General features: G+C 69.6%; 22 protein-coding genes. 10 read left to right on the top strand and 12 right to left on the bottom strand.

The window, feature by feature from the left end:
• The first annotated feature begins 12 nt into the window (after positions 1-12).
• Positions 13-435, top strand: a complete 423-nt coding sequence (locus ACIQWX_RS36765; RefSeq protein ID WP_400881235.1) for a nitroreductase/quinone reductase family protein — start codon at positions 13-15, stop codon at positions 433-435.
• A gap of 452 nt (positions 436-887) precedes the next feature.
• On the opposite strand, the gene ACIQWX_RS36760 is transcribed toward ACIQWX_RS36765, so the two are convergent.
• A complete protein-coding gene (locus ACIQWX_RS36760; RefSeq protein WP_400881233.1) occupies positions 888-3,080 on the bottom strand; it encodes an MMPL family transporter in 2,193 nt (730 codons plus the stop codon).
• A gap of 205 nt (positions 3,081-3,285) precedes the next feature.
• Between ACIQWX_RS36760 and ACIQWX_RS36755 the strand changes: the two genes are divergently transcribed.
• Positions 3,286-3,879 (top strand): TetR/AcrR family transcriptional regulator, encoded by a 594-nt coding sequence (locus ACIQWX_RS36755; RefSeq protein ID WP_400881231.1) that lies wholly within the window; start codon positions 3,286-3,288, stop codon positions 3,877-3,879.
• 3 nt (positions 3,880-3,882) lie between these two features.
• Here ACIQWX_RS36755 and ACIQWX_RS36750 read toward each other — a convergent pair whose 3' ends face one another.
• Together ACIQWX_RS36750 and soxR are read right to left on the bottom strand one after the other, a co-directional pair.
• Complete coding sequence (locus ACIQWX_RS36750) at positions 3,883-4,416, bottom strand: RNA 2'-phosphotransferase (protein ID WP_400881229.1); 534 nt, start codon at positions 4,414-4,416, stop codon at positions 3,883-3,885.
• A gap of 33 nt (positions 4,417-4,449) precedes the next feature.
• The gene (soxR, locus tag ACIQWX_RS36745; RefSeq protein WP_400881227.1) at positions 4,450-4,911 is read right to left on the bottom strand and encodes a redox-sensitive transcriptional activator SoxR; all 462 of its coding nucleotides are present in this window, start codon (positions 4,909-4,911) and stop codon (positions 4,450-4,452) included.
• A 53-nt stretch (positions 4,912-4,964) separates the two neighbouring features.
• Here soxR and ACIQWX_RS36740 point away from each other — a divergent pair, with 53 nt between their 5' ends.
• Together ACIQWX_RS36740 and ACIQWX_RS36735 are read left to right on the top strand one after the other, a co-directional pair.
• Positions 4,965-5,657 (top strand): thiamine pyrophosphate-dependent enzyme, encoded by a 693-nt coding sequence (locus ACIQWX_RS36740; RefSeq protein ID WP_400881225.1) that lies wholly within the window; start codon positions 4,965-4,967, stop codon positions 5,655-5,657.
• A complete protein-coding gene (locus tag ACIQWX_RS36735; protein ID WP_400881223.1) occupies positions 5,657-6,541 on the top strand; it encodes a transketolase family protein in 885 nt (294 codons plus the stop codon). Before ACIQWX_RS36740 ends, ACIQWX_RS36735 begins: the two co-directional genes overlap by 1 nt.
• Here the strand turns inward: ACIQWX_RS36735 and ACIQWX_RS36730 are convergent.
• Positions 6,519-7,589 carry a hypothetical protein gene (locus tag ACIQWX_RS36730; protein WP_400881221.1) on the bottom strand — a complete coding sequence of 357 codons (1,071 nt, stop codon included), beginning with the start codon at positions 7,587-7,589 and terminating at the stop codon, positions 6,519-6,521. The genes ACIQWX_RS36735 and ACIQWX_RS36730 overlap by 23 nt on opposite strands.
• Positions 7,590-7,867: 278 nt before the next feature.
• Between ACIQWX_RS36730 and ACIQWX_RS36725 the strand changes: the two genes are divergently transcribed.
• On the top strand, positions 7,868-8,482 hold the full coding sequence (locus ACIQWX_RS36725) for an NUDIX hydrolase (RefSeq protein WP_400881219.1): 615 nt from the start codon (positions 7,868-7,870) through the stop codon (positions 8,480-8,482).
• Here the strand turns inward: ACIQWX_RS36725 and ACIQWX_RS36720 are convergent.
• Genes ACIQWX_RS36720 through ACIQWX_RS36710 form a run of 3 tightly spaced genes read right to left on the bottom strand, consistent with a single transcriptional unit; the run spans position 8,471 to position 10,439 of the window.
• Positions 8,471-9,001 carry an NIPSNAP family protein gene (locus tag ACIQWX_RS36720; RefSeq protein WP_400881217.1) on the bottom strand — a complete coding sequence of 177 codons (531 nt, stop codon included), beginning with the start codon at positions 8,999-9,001 and terminating at the stop codon, positions 8,471-8,473. The two genes, ACIQWX_RS36725 and ACIQWX_RS36720, sit on opposite strands and share 12 nt — an antisense overlap.
• A 37-nt stretch (positions 9,002-9,038) precedes the next feature.
• Complete coding sequence (locus tag ACIQWX_RS36715) at positions 9,039-10,214, bottom strand: acyl-CoA dehydrogenase family protein (RefSeq protein ID WP_400881215.1); 1,176 nt, start codon at positions 10,212-10,214, stop codon at positions 9,039-9,041.
• 48 nt (positions 10,215-10,262) lie between these two features.
• Positions 10,263-10,439, bottom strand: a complete 177-nt coding sequence (locus tag ACIQWX_RS36710) for a hypothetical protein (RefSeq protein WP_400881213.1) — start codon at positions 10,437-10,439, stop codon at positions 10,263-10,265.
• 242 nt (positions 10,440-10,681) lie between these two features.
• Here ACIQWX_RS36710 and hisH point away from each other — a divergent pair, with 242 nt between their 5' ends.
• From hisH to ACIQWX_RS36690, 4 genes are all read left to right on the top strand, one after another.
• A complete protein-coding gene (gene hisH / locus ACIQWX_RS36705; protein WP_400881467.1) occupies positions 10,682-11,299 on the top strand; it encodes an imidazole glycerol phosphate synthase subunit HisH in 618 nt (205 codons plus the stop codon).
• 36 nt (positions 11,300-11,335) lie between these two features.
• A complete protein-coding gene (gene priA / locus ACIQWX_RS36700) occupies positions 11,336-12,073 on the top strand; it encodes a bifunctional 1-(5-phosphoribosyl)-5-((5-phosphoribosylamino)methylideneamino)imidazole-4-carboxamide isomerase/phosphoribosylanthranilate isomerase PriA (RefSeq protein WP_400881211.1) in 738 nt (245 codons plus the stop codon).
• A 62-nt stretch (positions 12,074-12,135) separates the two neighbouring features.
• Positions 12,136-12,483: a DUF1330 domain-containing protein gene (locus ACIQWX_RS36695; protein ID WP_400881209.1), complete on the top strand. Its 348-nt coding sequence runs from the start codon at positions 12,136-12,138 to the stop codon at positions 12,481-12,483.
• Between the two features lie 52 nt (positions 12,484-12,535).
• A complete protein-coding gene (locus ACIQWX_RS36690) occupies positions 12,536-13,012 on the top strand; it encodes a GNAT family N-acetyltransferase (protein WP_400881207.1) in 477 nt (158 codons plus the stop codon).
• Here ACIQWX_RS36690 and ACIQWX_RS36685 read toward each other — a convergent pair.
• From ACIQWX_RS36685 to ACIQWX_RS36675, 3 genes are read right to left on the bottom strand one after another with little or no spacing between them, the layout of a single operon-like run.
• On the bottom strand, positions 12,996-13,382 hold the full coding sequence (locus ACIQWX_RS36685) for a PPOX class F420-dependent oxidoreductase (protein ID WP_400881205.1): 387 nt from the start codon (positions 13,380-13,382) through the stop codon (positions 12,996-12,998). The two genes, ACIQWX_RS36690 and ACIQWX_RS36685, sit on opposite strands and share 17 nt — an antisense overlap.
• 13 nt (positions 13,383-13,395) lie before the next feature.
• The gene (locus ACIQWX_RS36680; protein WP_400881203.1) at positions 13,396-14,130 is read right to left on the bottom strand and encodes an ABC transporter permease; all 735 of its coding nucleotides are present in this window, start codon (positions 14,128-14,130) and stop codon (positions 13,396-13,398) included.
• Positions 14,127-14,840 carry an ABC transporter ATP-binding protein gene (locus ACIQWX_RS36675; protein WP_400881201.1) on the bottom strand — a complete coding sequence of 238 codons (714 nt, stop codon included), beginning with the start codon at positions 14,838-14,840 and terminating at the stop codon, positions 14,127-14,129. Before ACIQWX_RS36675 ends, ACIQWX_RS36680 begins: the two co-directional genes overlap by 4 nt.
• A 147-nt stretch (positions 14,841-14,987) precedes the next feature.
• Between ACIQWX_RS36675 and ACIQWX_RS36670 the strand changes: the two genes are divergently transcribed.
• A complete protein-coding gene (locus tag ACIQWX_RS36670) occupies positions 14,988-15,926 on the top strand; it encodes a hypothetical protein (RefSeq protein ID WP_400881199.1) in 939 nt (312 codons plus the stop codon).
• Here the strand turns inward: ACIQWX_RS36670 and ACIQWX_RS36665 are convergent.
• Both ACIQWX_RS36665 and ACIQWX_RS36660 read right to left on the bottom strand, forming a co-directional pair.
• Positions 15,916-16,878 carry a hypothetical protein gene (locus ACIQWX_RS36665; protein WP_400881197.1) on the bottom strand — a complete coding sequence of 321 codons (963 nt, stop codon included), beginning with the start codon at positions 16,876-16,878 and terminating at the stop codon, positions 15,916-15,918. The genes ACIQWX_RS36670 and ACIQWX_RS36665 overlap by 11 nt on opposite strands.
• Positions 16,875-17,372, bottom strand: a complete 498-nt coding sequence (locus ACIQWX_RS36660) for an RNA polymerase sigma factor (RefSeq protein WP_400881195.1) — start codon at positions 17,370-17,372, stop codon at positions 16,875-16,877. The genes ACIQWX_RS36665 and ACIQWX_RS36660 overlap by 4 nt, the downstream gene beginning before the upstream one ends.
• Between the last annotated feature and the right edge of the window lie 246 nt (positions 17,373-17,618).

Here is a 17,618-nt window from a genome sequence, read left to right as displayed (position 1 = left end):
CCGAGGAGGACCATGCCCACCGACGAGGAGTTCCGGACCTACAACGAAGGCGTCATCAGCGAGTTCCGCGCCAACCGGGGGAGAGTGAGCGAACCACCGTTCCCGATCCTGCTGCTGACCACAACGGGAGCCCGCACCGGCCGGCGGTCGACGGTCCCGCTCGGCTTCGCGGTCGACGACCGGGGCCGCGTCTTCGTGGTCGGCTCCAAGGCGGGTGCCCCCAGACACCCGGCTTGGTTCCACAACCTGCGAGCGAACCCGGCGGTGACGGTCGAACTCGGCTCCGGTACCCACGAGGCCCAGGCCGTCGTGACGACCGGCGAAGAACGCGACCGCCTCTACGGCCTGGTTTCCGACGGCACGTCGGCCTACGAGCGGAACACCGACCGGGTGTTCCCGGTGATCGTCCTCGACGGCGTTCCCGCACCTGGCTGACCGGGTACCGCGGCCGGCCCCACCCTTCCCGGCGAGGTCGTGCCTGCTGTCTGCGGCTCTCCGATCCCTGCCGTCGGCCAACGTGGCTCGGTGCGGCGGGCCGGACGGCATGAACGACTCTTTCAGCGCGTCGGACGGCATGAAAGAGTCGTTCATAACGTTCGGCCGAGGCGTCGCCGTGCTCCCTAGCGGCTTATCAGCCGGTAGCCGCTCGGTTGTCCACAACGCCGCCGTGATGTGGACAAGCGGGCCGCCGAGAGGGCCGTTCACCCGGTTTCGTCGGTCGGCGCCGGTAAACTGGACCGGGGTCAGCCCCCAGGGATGGGTGGGGCTTGCTCGGTGGGGTGGGCAGCGGAATTTCGGCGAAGCCGCGGCGCTGGGCGGTGGTCCCGGAGTGCCGGCGCCGGCCGAAGGCTGGTTGTCCACAACTCGCGGTTGTGGACAACCAGGAATCACCGGCTCGCGCCGACCAGCTCCCGCGGCTCGTCACCCGGCGCGTCCAAGTGCTTCGTCAACTTCTCGCCCTCGACATCAACATCCGGCAGAATCCGGTCCAGCCACTTCGGCAGCCACCACGCCCCGCGGCCCAGCAGCGACATCACCGCCGGCACCAGCGTCATCCGGACCACGAACGCGTCCACCAGCACGCCGAACGCCAGCGCGAACCCGATCGACTGGATCAGCGTCGACTCCGCCAGGATGAAGCCGGCGAATACGCTGATCATGATCAGCGCCGCCGCGACGACCACCCGTGCGCCGTGGCGGAAGCCCGTCACCATCGCTTCCTGCGGCTCCGCGCCGTGCACGTGCTCCTCGCGCATCCGCGTCACCAGGAACACCTGGTAGTCCATCGCGAGTCCGAAAAGGACACCGATGAGCAGGATCGGCAGCATGCTCATGATCGGCCCGGTCGACTCGACGCCGAGCAGGTCCGTCAGCCAGCCCCACTGGAACACCGCGACCACCGCGCCGAACGTCGCCGCGACCGAGCCGAGGAACCCGATCGTCGCCTTCAGCGGCACGACCACCGAGCGGAACACCAGCATCAGCAGCACGAACGCGAGCCCGACGATCAGCGCGAGGTATGGCAGCATCGCGTCGGACAGCTTCTCCGAGACGTCGATGTTCGCCGCGGTCTGCCCGGTGACGGACAGCTTGGCGCCCGTCGCGTTCTCCAGGACACCGGATTCGGTGCGGATCGCGGCCACCAGGTCCTCGGTCTGGGTGCTGCTCGGCCCGCTCTTCGGGATCACCGTGAGCAACGCCGTGTCACCGGTCTGGTTGACGCGCGGCGGGGTGACAGCGGCGACGTCGGGGAGCTTCTGGATGTCGGCCGCGGCCTGGCCGAGCGCGGCCTCCCGGTTGGTGCTCGCGCCGGTGTCGACGACGACCAGCAGCGGCCCGTTCGAGCCCTCGCCGAAGCTGCGGCTCGCGATGTCGTACGCCTTCTTCTGCGTCGACTCGGGCGCGGCGGTGCTGTCGTTGGGCAGGCCGAGCTGCATGCCGAGCGCGGGCAGCGCGACGACGGCCATCCCGGCCACCGCGACGAGCAGCACCGGCCACCGGTGGCGGGCGACGAACCGCGCCCAACGCTCGCCGTGCGTCGTTTCGACCGGCTTGCGACGCAGCCGGATGCGCTCGCCGGCGACCCGGGTGCCGGCGAAGCCGAGGATCGCGGGCAGCAGCGTCAGCGCGATGATCACGGCGACCGCGACGGTGACCGCGGCGGCCACGCCCATCTGGCCGAGGAACGGGATGCCGATGACGGTGAGCCCGGCCAGCGCGATGATCACGGTGAGCCCGGCGAACACGACGGCCGAGCCGGCGGTGCCGGTGGCGCGGCCCGCGGCCTCTTCGGGATCGCGGCCGAGGCTCAGCTCGTGCCGGTAGCGCGACACGATGAACAGTGCGTAGTCGATGCCGACGGCCAGCCCGATCATCAGCGCGAGGATCGGCGTGTTCGAGTTCAGCTCCAGGAAGCCGGAGGCGAGGAAGATGCCGCCCATCCCGGTGCCGACGCCGATCAGCGCGGTGAGCAGCGGGATCCCGGCCGCGACCAGCGAGCCGAAGGTGATGATCAGTACGACGGCGGCGACCGCGACGCCCAGGCCCTCGGTCGCGCCGGTTTCGGGGATGCCCTGCACGGCGTCGCCGCCGAACTCGACGGTGAACCCGGCGTCGCGCGCCGCGTTCGCCGTGTTCAGCAGGGCCTGCCGGTCACCGTCGGTGAGCTCGTACGCCTTCGCGCCGTAGCTGACCTGGGCGAGCGCGACGTGCTTGTCGGGCGAGATCGACTGGGCCTGGAACGGGTCGACGACGGCGGCGACCTTCGGTGCCGTCTTCAGCTGCCCGACCAGCGCCTCGACCGCGGCCTTGCCCTTGGCGTCGGTGACCGTGGTGCCCGCGGGCGCCTCGATGACGACGCGCGCGGTCGCGCCACCCGCGTTGGCCTGCGGGAACTTCTCGGTCAGCTGGTCGACGGCCCGCTGCGACTCGGTGCCGGGGATCGTCACCGAGTTGGACAGCTGGCCGGACAGCGTGAGGGCGCCCAGCCCGAGTGCCACGAGGACGGCCGCCCAGACGGCGGCGACCAGCGCTCGCCGTCGGAAGGACAGCCGGCCGAGCCGGTACAGGAAGGTCGCCACGAGTCAGCTCCGTTTCGCCCGAACGGGGTCGGTTCACTCCATCTAGTTACTGACCAAGCTAGCCGATCGGCAAGGAGAGGTCCAAGCCGATCGGCAAGTATGTGACTTGCCGAACAGCAAGGTTTATCCCAGCCGATCGGCTAGTAGTCGGTTTGCCGATCGACAGGGAGTGACGTACGCTCCGACGGCTCGCTGAGGAGGAAGAATGACCGCCGGCCCGGACGGGGACACCCGGACCCGACTGCTGCAGACCGCGCTGCGGCTGTTCACCGAACACGGTGTCGAGGGCACGTCGCTGCAGATGATCGCCGACGCGCTGGGGGTCACCAAGGCCGCGGTCTACTACCACTTCAAGACGAAGGCGGAGATCACCGAGGCGGTGGCCGAGCCCGGCGTCCGCGACCTGGACGAGCTGGTGTTGCGCGCCGCCGCGCAGAAGCGCCGCGGCGCGCAGGTGGACCTGCTGCTGGAGGGGTTCGTCGACCTGGTGATCCGGCACCGCGCGCTGGTGGCGCTGTTCTCGAGCGACCCGGGCCTGGTGCGCGCGATCGAGAAGTCTGCGCACGGCGGCATGGAGGGCTTCGGCCAGGCGCTGCTGGGCATCCTGTCGGGCCCGGACCCGACGCCGTCGGCCCGGGTCAACGCGATGGTGACGCTGACGGGCATCGCGATGGCCGGCGGTTCCCCGGACCTGGCCCGGCTGGGCGACGAAGAGCTGCGCGCGGAGCTGCTGGACGTGGGCCGCCGCCTGCTGGGCCGCCCCCGCCGGCGCGGTCTGGCGCCGGTTTCGACGGCGTAGCCCTCAGCCGACGCGGTAGAGGTACTCCGGCGGCACCGCGGCCGTCAGCCACACGCCGTTCGCGCTGACCTGGAACGCGTGTCCCGCGGCGGCCATCCCCGCGGCGTCGACGCGCAGGATCACCGGCTTCCCGCGCCGGGCGCCGACGACGCGTGCCGTGTCGACCGTCGCCGACAGGTGGACGGCGTGGCGGTTCATCGGACGCAGTCCTTCGCGCAGGATCGCGTCGAGGAACTTCGCGACCGTGCCGTGGTAGAGGACGTCCGGCGGGACGGCGTCCGCCAGCCCGAGGTCGACGTCGACGCTGTGGCCCTGGCTGGCGCGGATGCGCGTACCGGTTTCGTCGAAGGCGAAGCGGCGCTTGTTGTTCGTCTCGACGACTTCGTCGAGCTGCTCGCGGGTGATCTTGAGTGCGCGCAGGAGCTGCTCGACCGGCGCCCAGCCGTCCGGGCTCAGCGTGAGGCCGATGGCGGCGGGATCGTGGCGCAGGTGGCGCGCCAGCCGTTTGGAGATGCGGATCGTTTCTTTCTCGTTCATTTCCTGCCCAGGATCCCGCGGCGGGCAAGCGATTTAGATGCCGCCTTCGACCGCCGGACGCAGTTTGCTCGCCCCCGGCCCGAAGCGGGCCAGCGCGTCGTCGTTGTTGTAGAGGGCGCAGCTGCGCAGCGAGAGGCACCCGCAGCCGACGCAGCCGGTGAGCCGGTCGCGCAGGCGTTGTAAGGCGTCGATCCGGGCGTCGAGCTCGTGCTGCCAGTCGCGGGACAGACGCGCCCAGTCGGCTTTCGTCGGGGCGTGGTCGGCGGGCAGCGTTTTCAGTGCGGAGCTGATGTCCTCCAGCGAGAGCCCGACCCGTTGCGCGGCGCGGATGAACGCGATCCGGCGCAGCACCGAGCGCGGGTAGCGGCGCTGGTTGCCCGCCGACCGCTCCGAGCTGATCAGCCCTTTTTCCTCGTAGAAGCGCAGCGCCGTGTGCGGCACCCCGCTGCGGTCGGCGACCTGTCCGATGCTGAGATGTTCAGCGAGCCTCGTCACCAGCTCAGGCTATCCTTGACTTCGAGTTTAGTCGAGGTTGCATCGTCGAAGACATGACGACTGCGACCGAACCGGGGTACGCGGATCTGCCGCGCCTGATTTCCCTGATGACCGGCGACGACAAGCACCACGCCGCCGCGGAGTCCACTGTGGACGTGTTGTGGGTGCTGTACGACCGCGTGCTCGACATCACCCCGGCGAACTTCCGGTCACCGGACCGCGACCGGTTCCTGCTGTCCAAAGGGCACGGTCCGATGGCCTACTACGCGGTGCTGACGGTGAAGGGGTTCCTGGAGGAGGCGGAGCTGCCGACGTGGTCGAACGCGCTGTCCCGCTTGGGCCACCACCCCGACCGCCGGCGCGTACCGGGCGTCGAGATCTCGAGCGGATCCTTGGGTCACGGCCTCCCAATCGCGCTGGGAACGGCCCTGGGCCTGCGGGCGCGCGGCTTGCGTTCAAAAGTCGTGACCCTGGTGGGCGACGCAGAGCTGGACGAGGGTTCGAACCACGAAGCGATCGTCGTCGCGGCGCGGTCGGGCTTGGAGAACCTGACAACGGTGGTGATCGACAACCAGTCGTCAACGCGAGGCTGGCCGGGAGGAATAGGGCGCCGCTTCGAGGTCGAGGGCTGGGAGACGCGCACGGTGTCCGGTCGCGACCATTCGGCGTTGTATTCGGCTTTTACATCTCCGCATCCGGGCCGGCCGTTGGCCGTGGTCGCCGTCGTCGAGCCGAAGGGTTTGTGATGAGGAAAGCGTTTTTGCGGACCACCGAGGAGATCCTGGACGCGGACCCGGAGGTGGCGGTGGTGCTGGCGGACATTTCGGCGGCCCAGTTGGCTGGTGCTGCCCAGCGTCACCCTGATCGCGTGATCAATGTCGGGATCCGGGAGCAGTTGTTGGTCAGCGCGGGGGCTGGGTTGGCGTTGGCGGGGTTGCGGCCGATTGTGCACACGTTTCCGTCGTTTTTGGTGGAGCGGGCGTTCGAGCAGATCAAGCTGGACTTTTCGCACCAGGAGGTGGGAGGGGTTCTGGTGTCGTACGGGGCTTCGTACGACATGTCGACCGAGGGGAGGACGCACCAGTCTCCGGGTGATGTGGCTTTGATCGATTCGTTGCCAGGATGGACGATCCACGTGCCGGGGCATGCTTCGGAGGCCCGCCGGTTGCTGCTGGAGTCAATCCCTGGGGATGGGCGGGTTTACTTGCGCCTCTCGGCGCAGTCGAATGCTTCGCCGCATCTCGGAGTGGGCTTCACGCGGCTGCGGTTCGGGTCTTCGGGGGTTGTTGTGGCGGTCGGTCCGGTGCTGGACCGGGTGCTGAGGGCGTGCGCTGGTCTGGACGTCACGGTGCTGTATGCGTCGACGATCCGGCCATTCGATTCGGCCGGTCTGCGGTCGGCGGTGCTTTCGGCTTCGCCTTCAGTGGTTCTCGTTGAGCCTTATCTGGCGGGGACTTCGGCACATTGGGTGGCTGAGGCGTTGTCGGATCTGCCGCATCGGTTGAAGTCACTGGGCGTGCGGCGGGATGCGGAGGTGCGGACGTACGGCGGGATCGCCGACCACGACTTGGCGCACGGGTTGGATGCCGGGTCGCTGAGGCTGTCGATCAAGGATTTCCTGGGGGAGTAGGCGACGCAGGGTGCTTGTAGCTCACATTCTCGTGCTTTCCGTTCAGGAGTTCTACAAGCGCGGCGCTATTCCGCTTTTCCTCGGCGGTGCTCACTGGCAGACGAACGTGGAGGCTCTCGTAGAGAGTAAACCTGTTCAGGTCAGTCAAGATCTTGACCGCAGTCGTGTATTCGTCCGCTGCTGCGATCGCTGCTCGATAGGCCAAGTAGGTCAGTGCATAGGGACCTAGAGCGACCAGTAGCCACCAGCCATCCGTAAGCAGGCAAGCGGTCGTCTCGAGCGTGGCCAACAATGAAACGACGCCCAGGCGGACCGTCGTATCGAGTTGCTGACGCGCGTCCTGAACGTGGTCGACGTGTCGTTCAGGAGCGGTGAGGAGTAGGTGCGGAAGCACCTTCAACACGTCGAGCCCGTACTGCTTGCCCACTCGGTCTTCTTCGCGGCGCAGGGCATTGCCGAGTCTCGTGGGCAATATCCGCGAAGGATCCGGAAATCTGCTCGCTGCGTACGCGAACACCTCGGCGTCGACGATCCGGTGAAGGAATTGCTCTCCGTCCTCGGAGTTCAGTAAGAATTTTTTGCGCTTCTCGAAAAGAGTACGTTCCCAGGGGGGAGGGTCTTCTGGTCTGATCGCAGTGAGCGCGGCGACTACCTCGGCCTCCAGAGCCGCGGCAGCCGCGTCGCGCGCATCCACTAACTTCTGTCGCCTCTTGCTGTAGTGTCGGATCCGCAGCAGCGCGGCTTTGCGTCCGAGGAAACTGGTGCCCCAGTAACCTTCGAGCACTTGCGTTGTCGCGAACTGCAGCGGGTGCACAAACAGCCCGGCAACCAGGCTCGCCAGCAAGATCCAGGCTATGCCTGTGGAGGTCCAGTGGGCGAAGGCCGAGAGCTGGCCAACTTTCGGTGCGCCCCGCCAAGCGTCGCTCACCGCGAGGGTGGCCGACCACAGGACCAAGAAGAGCGCGGGCAGCATACTGACAAGCCCGAAATAGCGACCGATCTTGCTGCCGATGGTAAGGGTGCTTTCGGCGAAGGACGGTGCTGTCACCGTTTCCTACCCGCAGGCGGCTCGTCAGGTGAGCGTTTGCACTTCGGGCAGTACTCGTCGCCGTCCGCGTCGAGTTGGAGGATGCCCGTGCAGTTCGGCTGCGGGCAGCGATCGCCGGGGCGGAACTGTCCGCGTCCCGGTCCGCGCAAGTCGCCCTTGTAGCCGAGACGGCCCTGTGTTCGGGTGAGCGCGAGGACGAGCCGAAGTCTTCGCATCCGCGTCACCCCGTCCTCCAGGATCCGACCATGTTAGGCCAGCATTCAGGCTTAGTCGACAAGGTGAGCGAGGTGGTGATGGGCTTCTCGCCCTGGGCGGTGCCCCCAGTGGGGATCGCTGTGGTCGCTGTTGCGGGGGTGTTCGGAGCAGGGTGGGCCTGGCTCGCTGTCGGGGTTCTCGTGGTCGTCGGTGTGGTTTGGCTCGGCTGGGCTGTGCTTCGGGAGCAGCGGTCCGATAGCGTGACCGACATGGGGTCGACTATCCGGCCGATCGCCTTGGGTGTGATCCGGCGCGGTGATGAGCTGCTCGTCTTCGAAGGGCGAGACGAAGTCAAAGGCGAAACCTACTACCGGCCGCTCGGGGGTGGGATCGAGTTCGGCGAGCGAGCAGTGGACGCACTGAAGCGTGAGCTAGTTGAGGAGCTCGATGCCGAGCTCATCGTGGGCGAGCGGCTGGGCGTACTTGAGAACGTCTTCATCTGGCAGGGCAAGCCGGGACACGAGATCGCCTTCGTGTTCGCCGCTGCTTTCAACGAGCACAGCTTCTACGTTCGCGAGGACCTCAAAATCCTCGACGACGACTCGGTAACCGTGCGTTGGATTGCCATGACCGACTTCCGAGCCGGCACAAAAATCCTTTACCCCAACGGGCTCACCGAACTGCTCTCATCGGAGTAACGACCGCGAAGTCGCCTCCAAAGACTCGGCTCCGGGAGACGCCGAACGGCTGAACGACACCGTGAACGGCCCGTCCGTCCGCACCGGCAACTGCGGGAAGTTGTTCGGCGACGGCTCCGTCTCGAACACCGCGAAAGCCGACGGCGACGCCTTCAGCGACACGTACACCCCCGCCCCCGGCGGCGGTGAAGCCAACCCGCGCACGACCGGACGCAGCAGCATTACGTTGTCCGAGTCCACCATCGTCGCGTTGGCCTCGTCCCGGAAACGCCGCCAGACCGGCCCGGAGTAGAACGCGGAAAGCGCATCAGCGCGAGCAGCGAGAGATGAGAACCCCCGCAGCCACACGAACTCGTCCGGGGACGCCGAGGTCCGGAACAGCCCGAACAGGTGCGCCCCCACGGCCTCCTGCGGCGCGACGAACTCGCGCTCGAACAACGAGATCAGCTCGTCACGGCGCCCCGGGTGCAGGGTGTAGCGGCGCAGCTCCAGCACCGTCTCGTACGAAGAAAAGTCCACGATGCAAAAGGTACTGCTCACCACCGACAAAAACGGATCAGCGGAACGCCGCCAGCCCCGTCACCGCCTGGCCGAGGGACAGCGCGTGCATCTCCTCCGTGCCCTCGTACGTCAGCACCGTCTCCAGGTTCGCCATGTGGCGCATCACCGGGTACTCCAGCGAAATCCCGTTCGCGCCCAGCATCGAACGCGCCGAGCGGGCCGCGTCCAAAGCCGACCGCACGTTCGCCATCTTGCCGAAGCTCACGTGGTTGTGGTGCAACGTCCCCGCGTCCTTCAGCCGGCCGATCTGCAGCGCCACCAGGCCGGCTCGGTTGACCTCCACCAGCAGGTCCGCGAGCTTGCGCTGCGTCAGCTGGAACCCGGCCAGTGGCTTGCCGAACTGCGACCGCGACAGCGTGTACTCCAACGCCGCCTCGTAGCACGCGCGCGCGGCGCCGACCACGCCGAACAAGATCCCGTACCGCGCCTCGTTCAAGCAGGACAACGGTCCGCGCAAGCCCCGGACCTCGGGGAACGCCGCCGACGAGGGCAGCCGGACGCCGTCCAGGACCAGTTCCGCCGTCAGCGACGCCCGCAGCGACAGCTTGTGCTTGACCTCGTTCGCCGTGAACCCCGGCGTCGACGTCGGGACGACGAAGCCGCGGATCCCGTCGTCCGTCTGGGCCCAGACCACCGCGACGTCCGCGACCGTTCCGTTCGTGATCCACATCTTCGTGCCCGACAGCACCCAGTCCGAGCCGTCGCGCACCGCGCGCGTCCGCATCGAGCCCGGGTCGCTGCCCGCGTCCGGCTCGGTCAGGCCGAAGCAGCCCAGCGCGTCGCCTGTGGCCATGCGCGGCAGCCACTCCTGCCGCTGCTCCTCGCTGCCCCACTTGTGGATCGCGTACATCGCCAGCGACCCCTGCACCGAGACGAAGCTCCGCAACCCCGAGTCGACGGCTTCGAGCTCCCGGCACGCGATGCCGTACGCGACCGCGCTGGTGCCGGCGCAGCCGTAGCCCTCCAGGTGCATGCCCAGCAGGCCCAGCGAGCCGAAGCCCTTGGCCAGCTCGGCGGCCGGCAGCGAGCCCGATTCGTACCAGTCCGCGACCTGGTCCAGCAGGTTGTCCTTCGCGTACGCGCGGACGGCGTCGCGGATGCCGCGCTCCTCCTCGGCGAGCCCGGCGTCGAGGTCGAGGAAGTCGTGCGGGTCAGGGGTGCGGCTGCTCATGAGGGCTCCCGGGGGACGCGTCGATGCGGCCCCCGCAGGAAACCACAGTCAGGCGTCTGTCCTCCGCGTGGCGTTCGTCACGCGGGCAACAGAAGAACTCGGCGTGCAGCGCGGCCGGACCTGCTGGCGGGGGATCAGCAGCTCGCTGAACTGCGGAAACGGCACGCTCTCGATGTCGTCACGCCAGGCGTGCAGCATCTGGGACAGCAGATCGTCCTCGGCCATCTTCGCCTCCCTGGCGTCCGGTCGCGCAGGCCGTGCCCACACGATCGTGTCGCTTGATACCCAGCGCGCGGGACGCCGAAACGTGCTTCTCCAAGATTCTTCCGGCGCGTGACCGACTTGTGGCAGGATCGCGGAGCCGCCGCCACCGCCTCAACTCCCGAGGAGCGCTTCGCCGCCGTGACGGACGTCTATTCGGTCGAGCGCCGCTGAGCCCTACGGCTACGCTGGGTGGCGTGTCTCGTGTGGTGATCCTCGACTACGGTTCCGGCAACCTCCGCTCCGCCGAACGCGCTGTGGCGCGCGCGGGAGCCGACGTCGAGGTCACCGCCGATCCCCATGCCGCCGTCGAGGCCGACGGCCTGGTCGTGCCCGGCGTCGGCGCCTACTCGGCGTGCATGGCCGGGCTGCTCGACGTCAAGGGCCACCGGATCATCGGCAAGCGGCTCGCCGGCGGCCGTCCGGTGCTCGGCATCTGCGTCGGCATGCAGATCCTCTTCTCCCGCGGCGTCGAACACGGCGAGGAGACCGAGGGCACGGGGGAGTGGCCGGGGGTCGTCGACCGGCTCGACGCCGACGTCCTGCCGCACATGGGCTGGAACACCGTGCGCGCGCCCGCCGATTCGCAGCTGTTCGCCGGGCTCGACCCGGACGAGCGGTTCTACTTCGTCCACTCCTACGCCGCGCGCAAGTGGGAGCTCGAATCCGGCATCGGCCAGGAGCCGAAGGTGACCTGGGCCAACCACGGCGAGGACTTCGTCGCGGCGGTCGAGAACGGGCCGCTCTGGGCCACCCAGTTCCACCCCGAGAAGTCCGGCGACGCCGGCGCGCGGCTGCTGAAGAACTGGCTCGCGACCCTCTGACCGGGTGACGCGCGTCTCCGCCCTAGAGTTACCGGCGTGACTTTCACGCTGCTTCCCGCCGTTGATGTGGCCGATGGCCAGGCCGTGCGACTCGTCCAGGGCGAGGCCGGCACCGAGACCTCCTATGGCAGCCCGCTCGAAGCGGCGCTGGCGTGGCAGCGCGACGGCGCCGAGTGGATCCACCTCGTCGACCTCGACGCCGCGTTCGGCAAGGGCAGCAACCGCGAGCTGCTCGCCGACGTCGTCGGCCGGCTCGACGTCCAGGTGGAACTGTCGGGCGGCATCCGCGACGACGCCTCCCTGAAGGCCGCGCTGGCCACCGGCGCCCGCCGCGTCAACCTCGGCACGGCCGCGCTCGAGGACCCGGAGTGGACCGCGCGCGTGATCGGCGAGTACGGCGACCGCGTGGCGATCGGCCTGGACGTCCGGATCACCGAGGCGGGTCACCGCCTGTCAGCCCGCGGCTGGACCTCCGACGGCGGCGACCTGTGGGAGGTCCTGGAGCGCCTGGACCGCGACGGCGCGTCCCGCTATGTGGTGACGGACGTGAGCAAGGACGGCACGTTGCGCGGCCCGAACCTGGAGCTGCTGCGGGACGTCGTCGCGCGCACGGACGCGCCGGTGATCGCTTCGGGCGGGGTGTCCAGTGTGGACGATCTCGTGGCGTTGGCGGGGTTGGCCGCCGATGGGGTCGAGGGGTCGATCGTGGGTAAGGCGCTTTACGCGGGGGCGTTCACGCTGCCGGAGGCTCTTGCGGCGGTCTCGAAGGTCTGACCGGGCACCCGTTACCTCCGGCGTAATCGACGCCGTACAGCTTCGTCGCCAAGATTCAGGGCATGACGAAGAACGCCTACGGACTAGCCCACCTCCGCCCGCTCGCCGTGCTGCACGAGGATGTTTTCGAGTACCTGGAACGCATCCAGGCGACGCTCGACCCGTACGGTGGCAGGTTCGTCGTGCACGGTGCGCAGCCGCAGGTGATGGAGGGGGAGTGGCCGGGAACGCTGGTGGTCATCGAGTTCCCGAGCCTCGCCGCCGCACACGAGTGGTACGCCTCGCCCGCCTACCGGGAGATCCTCGCCCTGCGAGCGGACCACATCCCGGGCGACCTGGTCATCGTCGAAGGCTGCGGCCCGGACCACGACTCGGCCGCACTCGGGGCCGCGTTGCGCGCGATGGCGTAACCACGCGCAAAAGGGGCTGACACCGAGCCCCGGGAGCCGTAGGTTGCCGCGGGTGGAAGAGATCGTCACCGAGCTCGAAATGACCGCCGCCGGGCAGCTCAACCCCGCGCCGGTCGTCGACGGCGTCACGCTGAGACCCGCCGAGCCCGGCCCGCTCATCCGGGACCTGCACCGAAGGATCGGCACCCCCTACCTCTGGCCGAGCGCGACCCGCAGCGACGAAGACTGGGAACACTGGCTCGCCGAACCACAACGTCAGTACCGACTCATCGAGTACCGCGGCGAAACAGCCGGTGCCGCCGACTTCGAGTCCCAAAACGACACCGACGTCGAAATCACCACCTTCGGCCTCCTGCCCGAATTCGTCGGCAAAGGACTCGGCGGCTACGCGCTCACCCTCGTCGTCGCCGACGCGTGGGCACTCCCCGGCACGGAAAGGGTCTGGCTGCACACCTCGACCCTCGACCACCCGAACGCGCTGCCGAACTACCTGCGCCGCGGGTTCCGCAGCTTCAGCCGTCCAGCTTGACCGCGATGCCAACCGTCCGGTCGGCCGGGCCGCGCAGCTTCGAGAAGAACATCGTGACGCGCCCGATGACGCCGTACTTGCGGGCGATCGCCTTGCGCACCCGCTCGGTCTCCGCGAGGTCCAGCAGCCGCGCCTGACCGCTGACCACCGCGCCGTGCGTCTTCTGCCCGCGCAGGTCGCACGCCTGGACCTCGACGCGCCCGCTGTTGCGGATGCGCTTGACCTTGCCCGCCTTGCGTTCCGACCAGAACACGAGCTCGCCCGCGTCGCCCGCCAGCCAGATCGGGGTCGGCACCGCGCGCCCGTCACGGCGGAACGTGGTCAGCAGGACGTAGCGCTCGGCGGCGAGCCGGTCCGTTTCGGAGGCCATGGCACCACGGTAGTCACGGCGTCCGCCGCCGGAGCGTCGCCGCGCCGAGCACCAGCGCCAGCAGCGCGCAGCACGCCACCACCACGAGGTTGCGCAGGATCACCGCGTCCACCGTCGACGACGCCGTGACGCGCGTCAGCGCCTCGACCGCGTACGACAGCGGCATGACGTCCGAGAGCCACCGCAGCAGCCACCCCATGTCGCCGCGCGGCACGAACAGCCCGCACAGCAGGATCTGCGGCAGCACGAACACCGGCATGAACTGGATCGCCTGGAACTCGGTGCGCGCGAACGCGCTCACGAACAGCCCGAGCGCCATGCCCAGCAGCGCGTCGAGGACGGCGATCACCAGCAGCATCCCGACCGACCCCGCGAGGTCGAGCCCGAGCCACCACAGCGAGACACCGGCCGCCAGCGAAACCTGGACGACGGCGATCGCGCCGAACGCCAGCGCGTAGCCGAAGAGCAGGTCGAGCCGGCCGATCGGCAGCGTCATCAGGCGTTCGAGGGTGGCCGTCGTCCGCTCGCGCAACGTCGTGATCGACGCGATCAGGAACATGATCAGAAACGGGAACACCCCGAGCAGCGCGGGCGCGACGCGGCTGAACACCAGCGTCGAGTTGAAGACGTACCGCAGCAGGATCATCAGCAGCGTCGGCACCAGAATCAGCATCACGACGGTGCGCGGGTCGTGCCGCAGCTGCGTCAGGATGCGCCGCGTGGTCGCGAGCGTCAGTGCCGGGTTCACGATGCCGTCCTCACCAGGTGCAGGAAGGCCCCTTCGAGGTCGGCGGCGCCGGTGCGCTCGCGCAGCACCGCGGGCGCGTCGTCGGCCAGGAGCGTGCCTTCGCGCATCAGCAGGAGCCGGTCGCAGCGCGCGGCTTCGTCCATGACGTGGCTGGACACCAGCAGCGTCGCGCCGCCGTCGGCGAGCCGGCGGAAGAGCGCCCACAGCTCGTCGCGCAGCACCGGGTCGAGCCCGACGGTCGGCTCGTCGAGCACCAGCAGCTCCGGCGTGCCGAGCAGCGCGACGGCCAGGTTCGCCCGGTTGTGCTGCCCACCGGACAGCGAGCCGACGAGCTTGCCGGCGTGGTCTTCCAGGCCGACCTCGGCGATCACTCTGTCCACATCGGACGCGGGCGCGCGCAGCACCGCAGCGAAGTACTTGAGCGCCTCGCGGACGGTCAGGTCGGCGTAGATCGCCGGATTCTGCGTCGCGTAGCCGATCCGCCGCCGCAGCGGCGGGCTGCCGGCGGGCAGACCGAGCACGGTCACCGTGCCACCTTCGACGATCTGAACGCCGACGATCGCGCGCATCAGCGTCGTCTTGCCGCAGCCGCTCGGGCCGAGCAGCCCGGTGACGGCCCCGCGCGGCACCGAAAAGCCCACGTCCCGCACCACGAGCCGGCCACCGCGCCGGACCCGCAGGCCGGTGACTTCGAGCGCTGAATTAGTCATACGTTTAATTCTGCGCGCGATGAGTTTCCGGAGTCAAGGGGCGAAGCGGCGCAACGCGATGGGGCATGACGGCAGAAGCGCGCCAAGCCCCGGTCTTGCGACGATTCATCGGTCGGGCCGCGCGCCCGCGTACTGGAGGGAACGTCGATGACCGTCAAGCACGAAGTCCCCGTTCATCCCCAAGCAGGCTTCTTCGGCGAAGGGCCGTACCCCGCCCGCCGCGCCGCGATCGCCGTCGTCGCGGTCCTGGCCGGCTTCGGGCTGACCGCGATCTGGTCGGCGCCCTTCGTGGACTCCGTGATCGGCGACAGCGTCGCCAACGGGCTCCTCGGCCACGACGCCAAAGCGACGCCGATCAGCGGCGCCCTCGCCGGGACGCTGTTCGCGTTCGTCTCCGGGCTCGCCGGCTCCTTCACCGCGTGCAACATCGCCGCGTTCGGGGCGGTCGCTCCGCTGGTCGGCGGCCAGGCGGGCGAGAAGCGCAGCCCGTTCAAGCCGCTCGGCTGGATCGCCGCCGGCATGCTGACCGTCTCGATCGTCTACGGCGTGATCGTCGCGCTCGTCGGCACGGGCATGCCGCAGTTCTCCACCGCGCAGACGACCGGGCTGAGCCCCCGCAGCATCCAGTCGATGGTCGCGTTCGGGATCGTCGGGCTCGTGTTCCTGCTGATGGGCCTGGTCGCGCTCGGCATCGTCCGCAACCCCTTCGCCGCGTTCGTCCGGCGGCACCCGGCGGCGCCGCACGTCCTGATGGGCGCGCTCATCGGCGGGTTCCTCATCGGGCGGCCCTACCCGCTGTTCCGGATCATGTTCCGCAGCGCCGCCGAGCAGCACAACGTCTTCTACGGCGCCGCCGCGTTCGCCCTGCAGTCGCTCGGCAACATCGTGATCATGGCGGTCCTGTTCCTGATCCTGACCTACGCCACGCGCGGGCGCCTGCAGCGCTGGTTCGCCGCGAAGCCGACCCGGATCGCCGCGGTGACCGGCGCCGCGTTGCTCGTCGGCGGGACGTTCACGCTGCTCTACTGGGACGTCCGCGTGCTCGGCAGGCTCGGGATCATCTGGTTCCCGATGATCAGCTGGTAGCCCGGCCGAGCCACCGGTAGTCGGGCGTGGGGTCGAGCTGGACGCCGTTCGCGACGGCGACCAGCTCGCTCTCCGGCCGCGCGCCCGACACCGTCAGCCAGCGCCCGGACGGCAGCCGCACGGCGACCGTGCCGTTCGCGAAGAACCCCTGGCCGCCGCGGACGGTGACGGGTGCGGCGCCGTTGACGCCGGGGGAGCCCGCGCTCGCCGTGACGCGGACAGCGGATTCCGCCGGCCGCGCCGGGTCGGCGGCGGTCAGCTCGGTGCTCGCGTCGCCCGGCCCGGTGCCCTTGACCGCGGCCGAACGCTCGGTCAGCCCCGCCGGGAGCGGGCCGAACCGCAGCTCACCGCGGACGCCGACCGGCGTGGCGGTGACCCCCTGGGCGATCCACAGCGCCACCACGCGGGCGTCCGGGACCCCGCCGACCCGCGCGGTCAGGACGTGGTCGTCGTCGGCGAGCCAGGTGATCAGCGCGGCCGTCCCGGTGTCGCCGGTGACCATGGCGACGCGGCCGTTCACCAGGACCTGGTCGCGGATCGAGGCGATCCGCAGCTCGGTCTGCGACCACTCGGGGTCGGCGGTCGAGTAGGCCGACAGCGTGACCTCCGCGGCGCCGGCGAACCACCGCCGGACCTGCGGCGTGGTGCCGGGGCCGCCCTCGCGGTACTGCTCGGTGAAGCCGTCCGGCAGCCAGCCGGGGCTGTAGCCGAGCACCGGGCGGCTCGCGGCCGGGGCGAGGTCCGGCCGGGTCAGCAGCTGCGTGCCGGCGACGACGCCGACGACCAGCACGACCACCGCCGCGGCCGCGAGGGCCAGGCGCGCCGACGGGCGCCGTTTCCGGTCGGCGCGCGCGAGCGCGTCGCGCACGGCGTAGCCGTCCGGGGCGCGGGCGGCGAGGCGCTCGAGGCTGTCCCGGATGAGCGTCTCGGTCTCGTGCTCGCTGCGGGTCATCCGTGGTCTCCGGTGGTGAGGACGTCGGTGCGCGGGGCGGCCCGCAGGGTGGTGAGGGCGCGCGAGATCTGGCTGCGCACGGTGGAGGTCCCGCAGCGCAGGACGGCGGCGATCTCGGCGTCGGAGTAGTTCTCGTAGTAGCGAAGGACGATCGCCGCGCGCTGCTTGCGGGGCAGCGTCGCGAGCAGGCCGAGCATGGCGTCCCGCTCGTCGAAGGCGGCCGAGGCGTCGGGTTCGGGCGGGCTCAGCGCGTCGAGGACGTCGTGGCTGCTCGGCACCATCCGCCGCACCGCCCGCCGGCGCCAGGAGAGGTACTCGTTGGTGACCATCCGGCGCACGTAGGTGGGCGGCGAGGCGATGCCGTCCCACCGCTGCTGGGCGCGCAAGAGCACGTCCTGGACGATGTCCTGCGCGAGGTGCGGGTCGTTCGTCAGGACGGTGGCGTAGCGCAGCAGCCCGTCCAGCCGCTCCGCCACGAAGTCTTCGAAACCCACCCCCTATGGACGCACGAGGTGGCCGAGGTGCTGCACGCTGGCGGAAAATCTTTTCCCGGACGAGTTCACCGGTTCGGCCCAGTCCGGGGTCGTCGCGGTCACACCCCGGCTTTCGCCGGCGGGTCGATCGTCGGTGCGGCGGCTCTCCGTTCACCGGTCCGGGTGAGCGTCGGCTCCGGTGCGTTCCCGGTTTTCCCGCGGTCATCCGGTTGCCCGGCGAAACCTGTCGGTGGCCCGTGCTTTCCT

This window comes from Amycolatopsis sp. NPDC098790 (assembly GCF_044759945.1).
In the GTDB taxonomy this organism is placed as follows: Bacteria; Actinomycetota; Actinomycetes; order Mycobacteriales; family Pseudonocardiaceae; genus Amycolatopsis.
This window is presented reverse-complemented; position numbering and strand designations above follow the sequence as displayed.